The sequence below is a fragment of the Streptomyces sp. CNH189 genome (assembly GCF_000527195.1).
Genome location: NZ_AZUS01000029.1, coordinates 1 through 15,101 on the forward strand (window position 1 = coordinate 1; position 15,101 = coordinate 15,101).

12 protein-coding genes and 1 pseudogene are annotated in these 15,101 nt (G+C 69.4%); 4 read left to right on the top strand and 9 right to left on the bottom strand.

The window, feature by feature from the left end; genetic code table 11:
- The coding region (locus B100_RS0130570) for a putative T7SS-secreted protein (protein ID WP_037723831.1) at positions 1-670 on the bottom strand (670 nt) is incomplete at its 3' end.
- Between the two features lie 362 nt (positions 671-1,032).
- Here B100_RS0130570 and B100_RS37820 point away from each other — a divergent pair.
- A pseudogene (locus tag B100_RS37820) lies at positions 1,033-1,378 on the top strand (esterase family protein); the annotation flags it as partial.
- Between the two features lie 685 nt (positions 1,379-2,063).
- Positions 2,064-3,722: an N-6 DNA methylase gene (locus B100_RS0130585; protein WP_037723823.1), complete on the top strand. Its 1,659-nt coding sequence runs from the start codon at positions 2,064-2,066 to the stop codon at positions 3,720-3,722.
- Between the two features lie 31 nt (positions 3,723-3,753).
- Here B100_RS0130585 and B100_RS0130590 read toward each other — a convergent pair whose 3' ends face one another.
- The 6 genes from B100_RS0130590 to B100_RS37830 form a co-directional block, all read right to left on the bottom strand.
- On the bottom strand, positions 3,754-5,883 hold the full coding sequence (locus B100_RS0130590) for a UvrD-helicase domain-containing protein (RefSeq protein WP_024888187.1): 2,130 nt from the start codon (positions 5,881-5,883) through the stop codon (positions 3,754-3,756).
- Between the two features lie 39 nt (positions 5,884-5,922).
- Positions 5,923-7,134, bottom strand: a complete 1,212-nt coding sequence (locus B100_RS0130595) for a 5-methylcytosine restriction system specificity protein McrC (RefSeq protein WP_024888188.1) — start codon at positions 7,132-7,134, stop codon at positions 5,923-5,925.
- Positions 7,131-8,969, bottom strand: coding sequence for a DUF4357 domain-containing protein (locus B100_RS0130600; protein ID WP_024888189.1), 1,839 nt, complete (start codon positions 8,967-8,969; stop codon positions 7,131-7,133). Before B100_RS0130600 ends, B100_RS0130595 begins: the two co-directional genes overlap by 4 nt.
- A 97-nt stretch (positions 8,970-9,066) precedes the next feature.
- A complete protein-coding gene (locus B100_RS0130605; RefSeq protein ID WP_024888190.1) occupies positions 9,067-9,474 on the bottom strand; it encodes a hypothetical protein in 408 nt (135 codons plus the stop codon).
- The gene (locus tag B100_RS37825) at positions 9,471-10,241 is read right to left on the bottom strand and encodes an AAA family ATPase (protein ID WP_486585739.1); all 771 of its coding nucleotides are present in this window, start codon (positions 10,239-10,241) and stop codon (positions 9,471-9,473) included. The genes B100_RS0130605 and B100_RS37825 overlap by 4 nt, the downstream gene beginning before the upstream one ends.
- A gap of 96 nt (positions 10,242-10,337) precedes the next feature.
- Positions 10,338-11,939, bottom strand: coding sequence for an AAA family ATPase (locus B100_RS37830; RefSeq protein WP_486585740.1), 1,602 nt, complete (start codon positions 11,937-11,939; stop codon positions 10,338-10,340).
- 326 nt (positions 11,940-12,265) lie between these two features.
- Here B100_RS37830 and B100_RS0130615 point away from each other — a divergent pair, with 326 nt between their 5' ends.
- Both B100_RS0130615 and B100_RS0130620 read left to right on the top strand, forming a co-directional pair.
- Positions 12,266-12,664, top strand: coding sequence for a hypothetical protein (locus tag B100_RS0130615; protein WP_024888191.1), 399 nt, complete (start codon positions 12,266-12,268; stop codon positions 12,662-12,664).
- A 48-nt stretch (positions 12,665-12,712) separates the two neighbouring features.
- Entirely contained in the window at positions 12,713-13,213 is a 501-nt protein-coding gene (locus B100_RS0130620) for a hypothetical protein (protein ID WP_024888192.1), read from the top strand.
- A 45-nt stretch (positions 13,214-13,258) separates the two neighbouring features.
- Here the strand turns inward: B100_RS0130620 and B100_RS0130625 are convergent, their stop codons facing one another.
- A complete protein-coding gene (locus B100_RS0130625; protein WP_024888193.1) occupies positions 13,259-14,212 on the bottom strand; it encodes a hypothetical protein in 954 nt (317 codons plus the stop codon).
- Positions 14,209-15,009, bottom strand: coding sequence for a protein phosphatase 2C domain-containing protein (locus tag B100_RS0130630; RefSeq protein WP_486585741.1), 801 nt, complete (start codon positions 15,007-15,009; stop codon positions 14,209-14,211). The genes B100_RS0130625 and B100_RS0130630 overlap by 4 nt, the downstream gene beginning before the upstream one ends.
- Positions 15,010-15,101: the final 92 nt, after the last annotated feature.

The following is a 15,101-nucleotide window of genomic DNA, read 5'->3' on the forward strand; positions in this document are numbered from 1 at the left end:
TCCCCGCGTCCGACGCCTCGTCGATCTTCGACTTCGCGTCCCGCGCCGCCTCCTCACGCATCTTCCGCGCGTCCGCGGCCATCTTCTTCGCCGCGTCCAGCGCGCCCTGTGCGGACGTGACGTCCGACTGCGCCTTCGTGTGCGCGCTCTTGGCGCTCCGCACGTCCCGGGTCGCGGCCCGCACCTTCGCCTCGTCCGGCTTGTCCGCGTCCGACTTCGACCCCGTCGGGTCGTCCTTGTACTTGTCGGCCTCCTTCGTCGCCCGNCCCACCCACGACTCCGCNGACGCCAGCTTCGACTGCGCCGACGTCAGATCCGCCTGCGCCTCACGCGCCTTCGCCANAGCCTTGTCCGCNAGCGCCTGCGCNCGCTCCAGCTTCGGCCAGTAGTCCGCGAGCGCGTCCCCGCACATCGCGTACGACTTCTCCAGCNTCTTCAAGTTCTTGGGAACGCCGGAGAACTCCTCCTTGAAGACGGTCGCCGACTTCCCCGCCCACTCCGCCAGCGTCCCCTCACCGGCCATCCCCTTGACCAGACGCAACGCCTCGGAGACGTCGTCGGCGAAGTCGTGCAGGAACCGCGCGAGCTTCCGCACCCGCTCGGGGTCACCGGGCGTGGGGTCCTTGTCCAGAGCAAGGACATGCCAATCACTCGGCCGGTGACCCACCATCCCGCAACCCCCGTCACGCGCACATCGTCAACACCCGTATACACACGTGAACTTACACAGCACAAAAGTGCGGGGAAAGTGGCCTTGAGGCGCCTGCGCCTGCGTGCCAAGCGGGAAAAGCGCAGTGGTGGAGCCACCAGGACGGCCGAGTCGCGGACTGTCCCGTACTGCTACCTGTGGTGGACGCCGTCTGAGAGCAGGTTGAGCAGAACTAGCGCCTATCCGTTGATGCGGCGACGAACAGCACCGCAGGGAGCCACTGTGACCGCCGCCGTCACCTAGCCCGTGTACTTCTCGTCCCCGCCGTCCTGATCCGCGCCCTCGTACCGACCACACCGACGTTCGTCGCCAGGACCCCGCGGATGCCACCGACACGCGCTCGGTGCAAGATGAGACGCGGCGCCGAAGTCGTGGCGGTCACGCATCGCGCGGAACGGGCAGGTGCACCTGTCGGTCCGCTCGGCGGCAGTGGGCGGCCGTACCGTCAAGGTCCGCCTGCTGACTACGGACGGCTGGAGTCCGTCCGACCGGCGGCAACACTGGCCCACCTTCTGGCTGCTGCAAGGATGCTGCGGCGACTACACGTCCTGAACCTTGCTGACGGACGTCGCGGAGACCGATAGCCTCCGCGACGTGCTCGTGGTAATGCCGCAGGCCGGCTGGTACGGCGACTGGTGCTCGCCACACGGGACGAGATGGTGGCCGGCATCCTCCTCGCCCTCGTCGCACGAGGCCCGGTGCTGGTCTACGTCTACAACAGTCACTTGCAGCGGGACAAGAGTGCGATGCGCATGTGGGACAACCTGAAGGCGGGGTGGTGGAGTGTCGGGGCACTGAGCACACGGCTGGGCGACAAGTATGCTTACCTGCCGACCGTCATCGGAACGATGAGGCACCGGGGCCTGGACGCCCCGCCTCCGAACGCGGTGGAGGCCCGAACCGCAGTACGTGATCGACGCGGCTCCACTCAACGCAGCAGCATGGCACCTAGCCGCCGTCCTACGCGTGCCCCCCGTACTTTGCCTACGCCCCCGCTGGACCCGTCCCACCTGCCCCGCATCGACGGGGTCGTGTACGTGAGGGACGTCCCGCACGAATAGAGTCGGCGTGATGGCGCGTACGACTCGCCCCGTTCGGAGGGGAGGCGAAGAAACCGTTGCTCGCACTACTGGCATTCGCTCTGTCTCTGGTCTGTGCAGTCGCGGTACTCATCTCCGCTGCACGGGCCGCCGCGATGACGCTTCTGGGGCGGCCCCAGCCTCGGTTCGAACACCTGGTGCGCCGGACGGCAGCAACGCTCGGCTGGGTCGCAAGCGCTGCGTATAGGCATCGTTGACGCCGTCAACGCCCATCGCGTATTGCTGCAGACAGCTGCTCTGTGTACGGTGGCCGCATGCCAGAGACTCCGGCCAGTCCGACGAACCCGTTGGTGACCGGTTCCGAGATCGCCCGCCTCGCCGGGGTCACTCGCGCCGCCGTGTCCAACTGGAGACGGCGGTACGACGACTTCCCGGCGCCTGCGGGAGGCGGAGCCAACAGTCCCCTCTTCGATCTGGCCGAGGTGCAGGCCTGGCTGAACAAGCAGCGCAAAGGGCAGGACGTCAGCGACGAGGTGCACCTGTGGCAGGTACTGCGCGGCGCCTACGGTGATGACATCCTCAGCGGTCTGGCGGACGTGGCTCAGATCGTCGCCACCCCCAGGGGTACGAAGCCGTCTGTGCTGTCCAAGCAAGCGGTCGACTTGGTCCGGCGGCTGGGGGAGGAACGTTCTCCCGCGGATGTCGTGAGCGCCCTGGCCGAACGCTTCACCGATTCCGTACGGCGCGCCGGCTCCGACCAGGTCACCTCGGCCAGACTGGTCCGCGCCGTACGTCATTTCGTTGGTGACGTCGCCCCCGATGCCGTGCTGTTCGACCCCGCATGCGGCATCGGCACGCTGCTCCTCGCCATCGGTTCCGGGCCGGACGTCAGGCGATACGGACAGGAGAGCGACTCCCGCAGTGCGCGGTTTGCGCAGTTGAGGGGTGATCTCGCCACCGAGACCCACATCGACGTCAAACAGGGGGATTCCCTGCGCTACGACCGTTGGGTGGACCTGAGAGCCGACTTGGTCGTCTGTGATCCGCCGGTCAGTGACACCGACTGGGGGCGGGAGGAACTGCTCCTCGATCCCCGGTGGGAACTCGGTACCCCGTCCCGGGCCGAGGGCGAGCTGGCCTGGCTGCAACACGCCTACGCACACACGGCGCCCGGCGGTCGTGTCGTCATGGTGATGCCTGCCTCGGTGGCGTACCGCAAGGCTGGCCGCCGCATTCGTGCCGAACTCGTTCGCCGCGGCATCCTGACGCAGGTCACCGCGTTGGCTCCGGGCACTGCCGTGGCTCATGCCCTTCCGGTGCATCTATGGCATCTGCGCCGTCCGCAGACGTCGGAGGACTCGGCGACGACCGTTCGCATGGTCGACCTGACGTCCAACGACCCTGACGGGCCTTTGGACGCGAGTGCCGAGCAAGTCACCGAGGTCGCTCAGATTGACCTTCTGGACGATCTCGTGGACCTCACCCCCGGGCGCTATGTCGAGGAGTCCCACAGGGACTATGGAACCGAGTACGAGACGCTACGCCAGGAGCTGTCCGAGCAGGTAAGCCGGCTGACGGAGCTGCTGCCGACGCTGATCGGGGAGGAGCCGACCAGCATCCTTGACTGGCCCAGCGTCAGTATCGCCGACCTGTTGCGGGCGGGCCTGGTCGAGTTCGGCGACCCGGAGCCGGTCTCGACCAGCGACCAGCTCGACACCGACTTCCTCCAGGGATTCCTGCACAGCACCGCCAACAGCCGGCGCTCCACCAGCTCTAGCGGCACCTTCCGTCTCGACAGCAAAGGCGCCCGCATCCCCCAGATGGACATCGAGGCCCAGCGCAGATACGGATCCGCGTTCCGTGCACTCAGGGAGTTCGAGGAGCGCTCGCGCAGAGTCGCCGAGCTGAGCCGTCAGATCGCCGCGCTGGCCCAGGACGGACTGGGCAACGGTGCTCTGAGGCCCCAGGACTGACGCGAAGCGGGCGCCACGGGCCGCCCGCGACTCACGATGCCAGGAAAGGGCTGACCGCCCCGCTCCACGACACCGCGAGCGCCTCCCGGGCCCTAGTACACGCCACGAACAGCAGGCATCGCTCCCGCAGCAGGTCGGACTCGTGCTGCAGAACGTCCACGGCGGCCGGCGTCACCTCCCGGGAGAACGGCACCGCGCCGGCGGTGACACCGAGCACCGCTACACACCGGAACTCCAGACCCTTCATCGCGTGCATGGTGGCGAGCCGAACCCCCTCCACATCGGCACCCGGGTTGTCCCTGACCCGGGCCACGGGCACCCCGGCGACCGCCAGCTTGTCGTACGCCTTGTCGAGCAGAACGTTGAACCGGGCGCACACTCCGATCTCCGACGGACGGATGCCCTGGGCGATCCAGTCCCGGACACGGGCGACGAGCGCCGCGACCTCCTCCTGTTCCGACCCGTACCCGGCCACCTGCGGTCTGCGGCCGTGCAGCAGCGAGCGGTAGCCGGCCAGCGTGTCGCTGCCGTCGCCGCCCAGATCCTCCACCGTCACCTGACTCAGTAGGCCGGTCGACCAAGTCAGGATCTCCTCCGTACTGCGGTAGTTGAGCCGCAGCCGGTGAGTGCGCCCGGTCACCGCGATACCCAGCGAACCGAGGGAGACCTTCGCGTCGTAGATCCGCTGGTGGGGATCGCCCGTGATGAACAGGTCGTCGCTGCCCGGCGCCACCGCGCCCCGCAGCACCCGCCATTGCGCGGGATGCAGATCCTGCGCCTCGTCCACCACCACATGGTCATGCGTGGCCGACGACGCCGCCAGCAACTCGGCAGCCCGCGCACACACCTTCAGATACGTCGTCCACTTCCGCTCATGCAGCATTGCCTCGAACAGCTCGACCGCCGGCCACAACTGCTGCCGCCTGCCGGCGGACAGCGCGCTGCCCCGCCCGCGCCGCGAAGCCGCGAGATAGCCGTCCACCGTACGCAGATCCTGTGCCAGGACCACGTGCCGGTACTCCTGGGCGAGGAACTGCTCGGTCCACGGCAACCCGAGCTTCTTGACCACCCGCTGCCACACCTGACGCTCCTCGCGGTCACCGACGGGTGAGGGGGCCTTGCCGTCGAGACGCACCACGACGCCGTGCGCGTAGGCGTTGACCGTGGTCACGTCCACCCGCTCCAGCAGCTCCTCGTCACCGTCCAGGAGCAGCGACAGATTCTCCCGCAGGGCGGCCGCCAGGGCGTTGGTGTACGTCGTGAGCAGGATCCGGCTGTCCGCGGAGCGGTCGAGCAGATGCTTGACCCGGTGCAGGGCGGCGACTGTCTTCCCTGTCCCGGGGCCGCCGGTGACCTGCACGGGGCCGCTGTAGGACACCCGGTAGGCAACCCGACGCTGCGAGGGGTGCAGGAAGACCCGCCAGGCCGCGAACGGCTTCTCCAGGATGTCGGCGAGTTCGTCCGGACCGGTGACCAGCGTGATCCGGCTCGTGGTGTTGGCGATCGCGACGGCGAGGCTCTCGTCCGGATCGGGGGCGGACGCGACCGGCCGGCGCACGGCGACGACGTCGCGGTAGACGTCCTCCGGACTGAATCCCTCCGCCAGGTACTGCAACACCTCGAACTGGTCCTCCGGCAACAGCGTGCCAAAGGCCTCGAGTTGCGGCTTGTCGATGATGGTGCGCACCGCGCGGAGCACCTGGTCGTCGAGACCCAGCTCACGCAGCACGGTGTCCGAGTAGCGTGCGAACAGCAACGAGGGCGCCACTGCGGCGGCCTTCTCCAACTGCGGCGTCAGCTGTTCGAGCGCCACCACGTTGCGGACTTCGAGCGCCCGCGTCGCGGAGTTCGTCGTGTAGAGCCGCTTGGCGGCCCAGGTGTAGGCGTCGTCGTGCCGGACGACGTTGACGAGCAGGAACACATCGCTGCCGTCGTCCGGAGCCAGGACGACTCCGCGCCAGAAGTCGTTGATGCGGATGGTGCGCATCCGCGGATCCCGGGCCTTCTCGACGGACTCCAGATGCAGGCCCTTGTCCGCCTGCAACTCGGGAACGCTGAGTTGCTGGAACTTCTGCATCGCCTTGCGCACGCCGGCCCGCACCGGTTTCTCCAGGAGGTCGTAGCTCTCCCAGAAACTGTTGGCGAACGCCAGCTGTGGCACGACGTGCCCTCCCCACCCCGGACGGTCACTGCCCGCCGATCATACGCGGGCGCCACTCACCATCAGGGCGGCCACCTCCGCGACGTCCGCGAGCAGCCCTGTCGGACTCTGGTCGAGGTCCAGGGCGTGTTGGTGCAGCACGACGCCCGCGTGCCGCACGCGATGGGAGGCGTGCCCCGCGTTGCCCTTGGCGTACACCAAGTGCCCGTCCCGCAGTCCGAGAGCCGTGCAGTAGGCGAGCATCTGGTACAGGTCAGCCTCCGGAAACCCACTGGGCTTCTCCGCCTTGTACTTGGCGTCGGCCACCGCGCACGGCGTGCTGTCCGGGCCATACAGGACGAAGTCGGGCTTCATGCGGACGGTGTCCGCCTCGTCGAGGTGATGGGCGTCCTGGAGCCGAGCGAGGTGCCCTGAGCCGCTCAGGGCCTCCCTCAGGGCGTTCGTCACGAAGTCCTCGAACAGCTTGTTCATGTCGAACAGAAATCCCTCGATGCGCAGACCGCCCGGCCGGTGCTCGGGCGATGCGCCCTCCAAGACGGCCCGCGCGAGACACAGGGCTTGGTGGTAGCGGGCGTTGAGCCGGCTCGGACGCCATTCGGGGAGGGTGGGACCGCGCACGAGTACCGAGACGTCCGCCAGCCGGGCACGCTGGTACAGCAGTCTCCGTCGCACGTCCCGTGGCACATCCGGAAGCCGCAACAGGCGCTCGACGGCCGCCCGGAGAATCCGATTCTCCGCGATGTCCGTCGTGAACTCGTCGTACGTCACCTCGACCGGCAGTGCCGCTCCGAAGCGGCGCCGTATCTGCTCGGCTTCCCGGATCCGCCCCCGCACGACCAGCGACGTTTCCTCGGTCACCCGGTAGCCCTGCAACAGTCCTTGCCGCAACGCCCGGTCCACCTGCCGCTCGACCGCGTGCGCGAGCGCCGGCAGCAGATCCTCGTGCTCGGTCACGTCCACCTCGCCGTCCCGCCAGGCCCCGGCGGGGTCGAGGCTGTAGCCGAGCAGGAAGAAGAGACGGCTGATCGGCACCTTGGGCACGATCCGGAGCGTGAACCGTTCGCCACCTCCCGGCACGGCGAGGGTGACGGCCCCGACCTTGCTTCCTGCCCGCAGTAGCCACCGCCCGGGGGAGTATGTGTCCGGCACGGCGTCCGCGATCCGCAGAGCGGTGACCGCCCGCCCCACGTCGGGGGGCAGCGCAACGCTCACCGCCGGCGCGTGCTCGATGAGCTCGACGACCCGCGTCACCCCAGCGACTCCCGCAGCGCCGCGAGCCCGTACCGCTTCTCGACGTCCACACCCTCGCCGTAGTGGTGCTCCTCCAGCAGCGGGAGGATCTTCGTCCGCCAGGTCCTCTCCAGGCCACCGTCCCGGTACGTCCCCTTCTTCATGAGGTAGGACGGGCCGATACGGAAGTCCGGTTCGTCGATCCTCGAGTTGAGGGCGTCGAGCAGATCGGCCGGCTCGGTGTCCTTGCCCTCCCGCTTCAACCAGCGTCTCAGCAGCCCACTGGTGGGCTCGGTGCGCGGCGACAGCTCGACGAACGCGAACCGCCGCCGCATCGCCGCGTCCACGAGGGCGATGGACCGGTCGGCGGTGTTCATCGTCCCGATCACGAACAGATTGGGCGGCAGCGCGAAGTCGTCACCGGAGTACGTCAGGCGCACTGACTTGCTGCGGTACTCCAGCAGGAAGTAGAGCTCACCGAAGACCTTCGCCAGGTTGGCCCGGTTGATCTCGTCGATGATCAGGAAGTGCGGGATGTGCCAGTTGCCCTCACGGGACGCGAGATCGGCCAGCTCCCGCAACGGGCCTGCGGTGAGCCGGAAGGCCACCTCGCAGGTCTCCGGGTCCTCCTGCGGCCGGAACCCCTCGAAGAAGTCCTCGTAGGAGTAGGAGGGGTGGTACTGCACCAGTTTGACCTGCTCGGGACCGCCGCCCAGGAACTCGGCAAGCTTCAGAGCGAGATACGTCTTGCCGGTGCCGGGCGGACCGTAGAGCACCAGCTGGCGTTCGTCCCACAGCAGGTCACACACCTCCGCCAGCCACGCCAGGTCGTGCACGAGCAGGTCGGAGGCCAGCTCCGCCGTCGGCCGGGGCAGCTCGAGCTCGCGGCGGGCCGTGAGGGCCGGGATCTCGATGCTGGGATCGCGGTCGGTGGCCTCGGCCTCGTCGATCAGGTCCTGGTCACTCAGTCCGAGACCGTCGATCAGGTCCTTGACGACGGTGAGGTCGACCACGTCGTGCTGAGCCGAGAGCCGCTGCTGCAGCTCCTCGGGCAGCTCGTCGTATGGATGTCCTTGCGCCGCCCAGTCCACCGGGCGCCGCAGATTGGACCGTCCGTCCTCGGAATCGACCTGCTGTGCGGGGCCCGAGATCTCACCGACGTGGAGTCGCCCACCGGAGATCGTGCACATCGTGTCGCCGGGCCGCATGCGGGAGAGGAACGCGTGCACGTCCTCGACCAGCTGCATCTTCTGGTTGTACGTCGCGGTGGACGCGTAGTCCTCGTCGACGGCCGTGCGCAGCCTGTCCTTGCTGACGCCCTGCTCGATGCCCTTGCGCAGATGACGTGCCGCGAGGGAGACCAGCCCTTCGGGCAGCCATAGCCGCTGCACCAGGTCGAGACCGGCGACGTTGGACCCCCGCACCAGCCAGGCCCTGCTGCGTCCCCACCAGACCTGGTCGAGATAGTCGGCGAGCGGATGCCCGTCGGCGGCGGACTTCCACTCGGTCCACCCGTTGGCGCTGCGCCCGACCAGGATCTCCGCCGCGGCCGACGGCGAGTTGCATTCGACGTCCCGTGTCGTCTCCAGCCAGCCGGGCCGGGAGGCGGACGCGACCAGCACACCTTCGGCGATCAGCCGCTGACGGAGCCGGAACGACGACGGCATGCGGTGCGGGAACGAGGGCACGACCTCCGCCCGGCCGGGCGATCCGGCCAGGACGACGAACTTCTGACTGCCGTTCGTGCCCTTCTCCGTGAGCAGCCGGCCCCGCGCCTCGGGGCCGCCGCCCGGCAGTCGCAGCCGGAACTCCGGATACCGCGCCGTCCCGGAGGGGGGCTCGTACTCCTCGCTCACACCTACTCCTTGTCCGTGGGCCCTGGTGCTTCCTCCAGGACCCTATGCGTCGGTCGGTCGACCCCGCCGCTTGCCTCGGAAAGAACCGAACCGCCGGTCACGCTTCCGCGCGGTGGCCCGCCGGTGCCGCTGCCGCCCCGGCGTCCAGGACGGCCAGCAGCGCGGTGACTTCTTCCAGCCGGATCCGGATCTCGGCCGGCGCGGGCGGGAGTTCATACGTGCGGTAGTGGCAGACCGCGCTGAGCGCCGCCCACGTCGTACGGCACCGGCGCGCGGTGTCACGTCCCGCGTACCACTCCAGACATAGCATCCGGTGCTTGCCCACCCGGGTCATCCGGGGGGTGACCTGCCGCCAGTAGGTGTCGAGCGCCTGCTCCAAGGCCATGCGCAGCAGGACCGCGGCGGCACGAGCCCGCAGACCGGGAGCCAGGCCCTGTGCGACCCCCGCAGGAGGCAGCAGCAGTCGGTCGGCGTCGGTGACAAGCCTTTCCGGGACGGCCGTCATCGCCGACCTCCGCCATTAGCCGGGGCCGGTACGCGAGTGAGCGAGGTGCCGGAGCGGAGGATGGCCGTCACCAGAGCGTGGGTGCCGGACACCAGGTCCCTGCGGTCGTCGACCGTGGGCAGAGCGGAGTGCGTACCGGAGTTGAACAACTCGATGAGCTTCCAGCCGCCCTGCCGGATCCGCTCGACGGCGCTCTGCGCGTTCCGCTTCCCGTCGCCCAGTAGGGCGAGAGCCGCGTATTCCTTGGTGCGTTCCACAGACGCGATGCGCTCCTCCACCTCGCGCAGTGAAAGACCGTGCTCGTCGCGGAGGCGGCGGCGTGCCGTCATCAGGCAGGCGACCTCGACGGCGCCCCTGCACATGGCCGGCAGAACCCGGTCGGCCACGTCCTGGGGCACCCAACGGTCGAGGGAGATGGCGCGCGCCTCAGCAAGTGCCTGGTCCACAGGGTCGGTCACCGTCTCGACCGCCACCACGGAGTCGGTCTGACGGGTGACCCGCAGCACCGTGGCGCGGATACCGAGGTGGTCGATCGCCTGCTGAAGCCGGGTGTCGTGGGTGAAGACGATCACTTGGCGGTCCTTCGCCACAGTGTCGAGCACACGGGCCAGTCCCTCGACCTTCTCCGGGTCCATGGACTGCACGGGGTCGTCGATGACCAGGAAGCCGAACGGGCTGGCTTCATGCGTGGCGCGCGGCAGGAACAGGGACAGCGCCAGCGAGTGCAGCTCGCCCTGGCTCATCACGCTGTACGCGGGCGCGGTCATGTCGTCGACGGTGACGCCCAGTTCCACCCTGCCCCGACCGGGAGTGCCGGCCAGGGTGACGGAGCCCAGCGTGACGCTGCTGTGCTCGCAGAGCTGCTACCACACCTCCTGCGAGCGTTCGGCGAAGGGACGCAGCCGCTCGTCCCGCAGCTCGTTGATGACCGTCCGCAGCCAGGCACGCGCCTTGTTCACGTAGGGGCGGCGGGCGCGGGCGGCCTCGGCCGCTTCCGCCACGGCCAGCCAGTCGGTGAGCCGAACGGCCATCGGCTGCCACTCGCCGTCCTGGTCCGCCAGCCGACGGACCGAGTCCTCCCGTACCTGCCGGCACGCCTCGTCCAGGGCGACGGCGGCTCGCTCGGCCAGGCCGGCCAGCTCCGTGGCATCGGTGACGCTCCGGCACCGCGCCCACTGCCGCCAGAGCTCGGCGAGCGGCGAGTCGTGCGTCTGCAGCCACACTGGGACCGGTTCGATCACGTCATGGAGTGCCTGCCGGGCCTTGGTGACCTCCTGCAGAGCGGTCTCGGCCTCGACCGCCTCCCGCTGGAGCCGCTCCACCTCAGCCCGCGCCCGCTCGGCCCATGCCTGGTCGAGCTGTCCGGCGTTGCCGCACACCGGGCAGTCCAGGGACGGGGACCGCCTCCGGTGGTCCAGAGCCGCCTCCAGCAGCATGGCCAGACGCCGGGCGTTCTCCGCGCTGCCGTGCCGGGCGTCCTCCGCGCCAGCCGCCGCCTCACGCAGCCGCGTGACAGCACCGGAGACCTCGCGCAGATCGGGACCGGTGAGGCCCGCCTGTCGTCGCAACCCCGCCAGTTCCGCCTCGGCCGTCGAGGACCGGCTCGCGAGCAGTGTCCGCACTCTGTCCGTGTCCGGCCGACTGCCGGACAGCGCCTCCGCCGCGTCCCGGGCCCTGGGGTCGTCCAGCTCGGCCAGTTCGCGGCGCAATTGTTCCGTGCGCAGCTTCTCGTGCTTGTCGGCCTTCTCGCACTCGCTCACCGCATCCTTGACGCGTTCGTCGAGCTCAGCCAGCAGCTCAAGACCGAGGAGCTTGAAGAAGGCATCGTGCAGGTCGGAGAGCGTGCCGTTGATCATCGAACCGAGTTCGCTGTACGGCAGGAAGGGCCGGGCGAGGTCGAGCGCGTCGGCGTCGACGATCTCGTCCAGCTCCCGCTCCGAGCCGTCGGGCCCCTCGGCGTGTGTGCGCGCCTCGTCCACCTTGGCTCCGTGCCAGGCCCTGCGCACAGTGACGGGTTCACCGTGCTCGCCGACGTTCAGTTCGACGGATACCTCGGGCACCACGTCGGGGCTGTGCAGGTTGCGCCATCCCTGTTTCCAGTCACCGGCCCGGCGCCTCTCCCACCGGGAGTTGCGTCCCGTCAGGGCAGTCTCCGCCGCCTCGGCGAAGCTCGACTTGCCGGAGCCGTTGGGCCCAGCCACGACCACGAGCCCAGGGCCGGGGGGCAGTTCGAGCGTGGTACGCGGGCCGATGCCGCGCCAACCGGCGGCGGTGATGGAACGCAGCTGCACCGGCCCGGCCCGGCCCTCGCTGTTCCTGGCCCGCTCGTCGGGCAGCAGTTCGCGCAGCAGGGACCGTACCTCCGGAGTGAGATCCGAGCCGTCGAGCCGGGCGAGGAGAAGCTCCCGTACCGAGACCGGGCGGTCGGCGAGCGAGTCGGCAGAGGTCTGTGGAGGGCGGATCACGAGTTGCTCCTTCTACGCCAGTGCTGATGGAGGGTGTGCTTGGGACTGATGGGACGGCGTGTTGCTGCATCAACGATGACGTGATCCTGTGAATGACGTCAACACGCTGACTAATATTCACGGTCCTCGAATATGTGTACGCAGGAAGGCCTCGTACCGGATCAGCCGCTGAACGCGCCCGTGCGCCCAGCGCCGCTGCCGAGGGACGGGGATGCTGCGGTTGCCGGAGCGACTTGGCACCATGTGGTGTAAAAATCGCTGCGGGCAGCACATGACGTGCACGCGGGCTCCCGTGATGGTTCGCGGGTGCCGACCGAGGGGGAGCAGTGGCGGACTGGATCTACATCCTCAATCCGAACAAGGACACGCTTGACGGGGAGCCGTCCGACAAGGAGACGATGCTCCGGCTCGCGGAGGAGGAGCCCGCACTCGAGCTCTGGCTCAGCCGTCGCAACCGCATGAAGACGGGCGACCGCCTCTGGTTCTTCTTCACGCACCCGGAATCGGCGGTCGCCGCGGTGGCCGAAGTCGACGAAGAGCCCTGGGACGACCCGGAGGACCCCGATGTTTCCTACCTGGTCGGCGCGACCCTGCTCACCGCGGCGACGCGGGCGCTGTACCGCGCCCCCGTGAGCCGGGACGAACTGGGGCTCGGGCAGGTGCGGTCGGTGCAGACGGTGAAGCCGCAGGCGCTTCTGGTGCTGCTGGAGCGGGCGGGCCTCTGACCGGCAGGACGGCGGTCGGCTGTCGGGTGCCTCGGTAAGGTGAACGGCATGTCGTCCGCGCACCTGCTGATCATTGGAGACCGGGCCGCCTTGAGCTGGGTGGTGACCGAGCAGCGGATGGCGTTCCCGCGCGGGCGGGCCAAGTCGGCGCGGACGCTGGAGGAGGGCGACGAGGTCTTCCTGTACACGACGCGCGGCTGCTTCCGGAACCCCACCCGAGACCTAGGTCGCGTGATCGCCCGGGCCCAGGTCACCAGTCCCGTACGGGCCTTGGAAGAGCCGGTCGTCTTCGGCGACCGCTCCTTCGCGGAGGGATGCCGCCTCGACGTGTCCGGCCTGGCGCAATTCCGCGAGGGGTTGGTCCTGCGTGACCTGGTGCCTCGGCTGTCGGTCTTCCCGGACCCGGCGACATGGAGTGTCCGCATGCGGCGGGCGTCACTGGAACTGCCGCCGGCGGACGCCAACCTGGTGCGCGCCGAACTTGAGCCGCTGCTGCGTCCGTACGACGCATCCGTCGGCGCCTATCGCTGGGAAACGGCGTCGGCCTGACCCGGGACGGCGGCTCCCGCGCCAGGCAGGAAGCCGCCGCCCTCTCTACTGGACAGGCCCCCGCAGCCTGATCGGTGTCCTGTCCCGCGCTCCGTCGAGGACCGTGTGGTCGATGGAAGGCCGAACTCGAGGCGTGGCCGCGGTGAGCGTGATGACGCCACGTTCGCCGAGTGCGGTCTGCCACTCGCTGGGCCGAGGCCGGGTACCCCGCTCGCCCGCGGCCTGCGCGAAGAGCCTCCGCACCCCGTCGGTCTGGCGCTCGTTGAGGCAGCCGGGAACAGGCTGCAGGTCCTGGCCCGGAAGGACGTACGGCTGCTGGGCGACGATGCGCCCCGCCACCAGGGCGGTCTTGTAGGCGTCCGTGTCCACCGTCGCGTCGGTGGAGGGCGCGAGCGGATCGTTCCAGTCCGGTGTGGCGGCCTGGGCCTGGACCGCCGCCCGCCCTACACGGCGGAAACCGTCACAGTCGAGGAAGTGGACGGCGGGCTCGGGCGAGAGGGACCACAGGACGTTGGCCTGTGAGATGTCACCGATCACGAGCCCGGCGTCGTGGAACCAGCCAATCGCCTCGACGCAGGCCAGCGCGAGAGCCCTGCGCTGCTCCGGGCCCGGCTGAACGACGCCCTGCCAGGCCGCCTTCGGCGGCCGGATCAGATACTGCAGTTCGACCAGTTTCGTCGTCCCCGCAGCGGTCCGCCAGGTCATGTGGGCGGGGGCGCGTCTCATGAGGAAGCCGAGCGTTCGGCCGCTCTCGAGCACACGGCACAGGGGCCAGGCAGCAAGGGCGTCGAGACGGCTCCTGTCCGCCTGACCGAGGCCCTGCCGCAAGGCGACCAGGTCGGCGAGGGCGGTGCCGTTGACCTTGGAGGGCTCCTTGTACTCCTTGAACAGGAGGGAGCCGCCCGTGACCGCGTGGACGTCACCCTGGCCGCCGCTGCCGACCCGTTCTCCCACGGTGAGCGACGACCGTGCGACGTCGGCTCCGTCATCCGCGCTCACTCCGGTCCCTCCCACACGCAGATGACGGTCCGGTCGTCGTCGTAGGACTTGGCCCGTGTCTGCGCCTGCCACAGGAAGTCGGACAGCGAGGGTGCTTGCGGCCCGCCCCACGCGTGCGCGAGATGCTGGGCGAACGCGGGATCCCTCTGGGTGAGCGGGTTGGTGATGCCGTCGGTGCCTAGGAGGAGAACCTGACCCGGTTCGCTGTACAGCAGCTTGGCCTTGACGCTTCGGTAGGCGTGCGGGAGAGCCTCGGTGCGGGTGTCCAAGAGACTTCCGTCGTCCACCTGATCGGTCTGATGCCACTGCCCGTCCAGCAGGACGAACAGCCCGCCGTCACCCACGCTGATGACGACACGCTCGCGGATGCGGGCGTCGGTCGGCACCAGCAGGACGTGCAGGGTGGTGGCGTAGTCCTGCCCGATGCGCAGTTCGCCGACCGCGCCGGCAACCGCCTTGTTGGCGATCGCGCGGAGCTCACCCTCGTCCCGGGCGATCAGCGCCGCATGGATGTTCTCCGCCTCCCGGTCCAGGTGGAGGGCCGCCTGGCGAGTGACGAGGTACGAGCCTTCGTGCGAGTGCCTCGCCGAGCCAACCCCGTCGGCGACTGCCAGCAACAGCAGTTCGGCCCCGGGCGGACCGACGCGGGTCACCGTCATGGAGTCCTGGCGGCAGCTTCCCTCCCAGTTGTGGGAGTCACCGCGGATGGACGCCGCCCGTACGGTCAGCCGTCCGACCTGGGCCCCGTCCAGCAGCACGGCCGGGGTGAGGGCCGCGAAGTGGTCGCTGTCCCGCACGGACGGACATCTAAGCGGGTGCGGCGGGTAGCTGGGGGGCCGTTGGCCGACGTGCGCCGGCGCCCCGCGCGACGGAACGTCTCCCGGCTCCG

Bases quoted from the DNA above. Each gene is read 5' to 3' on its own strand.
- B100_RS37825 (WP_486585739.1), bottom strand. From the start codon at position 10,241: ATGACCGCGCCCGCGTACAGCGTGATGAGCCAGGGCGAGCTGCACTCG.
- B100_RS0130605 (WP_024888190.1), bottom strand. From the start codon at position 9,474: ATGACGGCCGTCCCGGAAAGGCTTGTCACCGACGCCGACCGACTGCTG.
- B100_RS0130585 (WP_037723823.1), top strand. From the start codon at position 2,064: ATGCCAGAGACTCCGGCCAGTCCGACGAACCCGTTGGTGACCGGTTCC.
- B100_RS0130620 (WP_024888192.1), top strand. From the start codon at position 12,713: ATGTCGTCCGCGCACCTGCTGATCATTGGAGACCGGGCCGCCTTGAGC.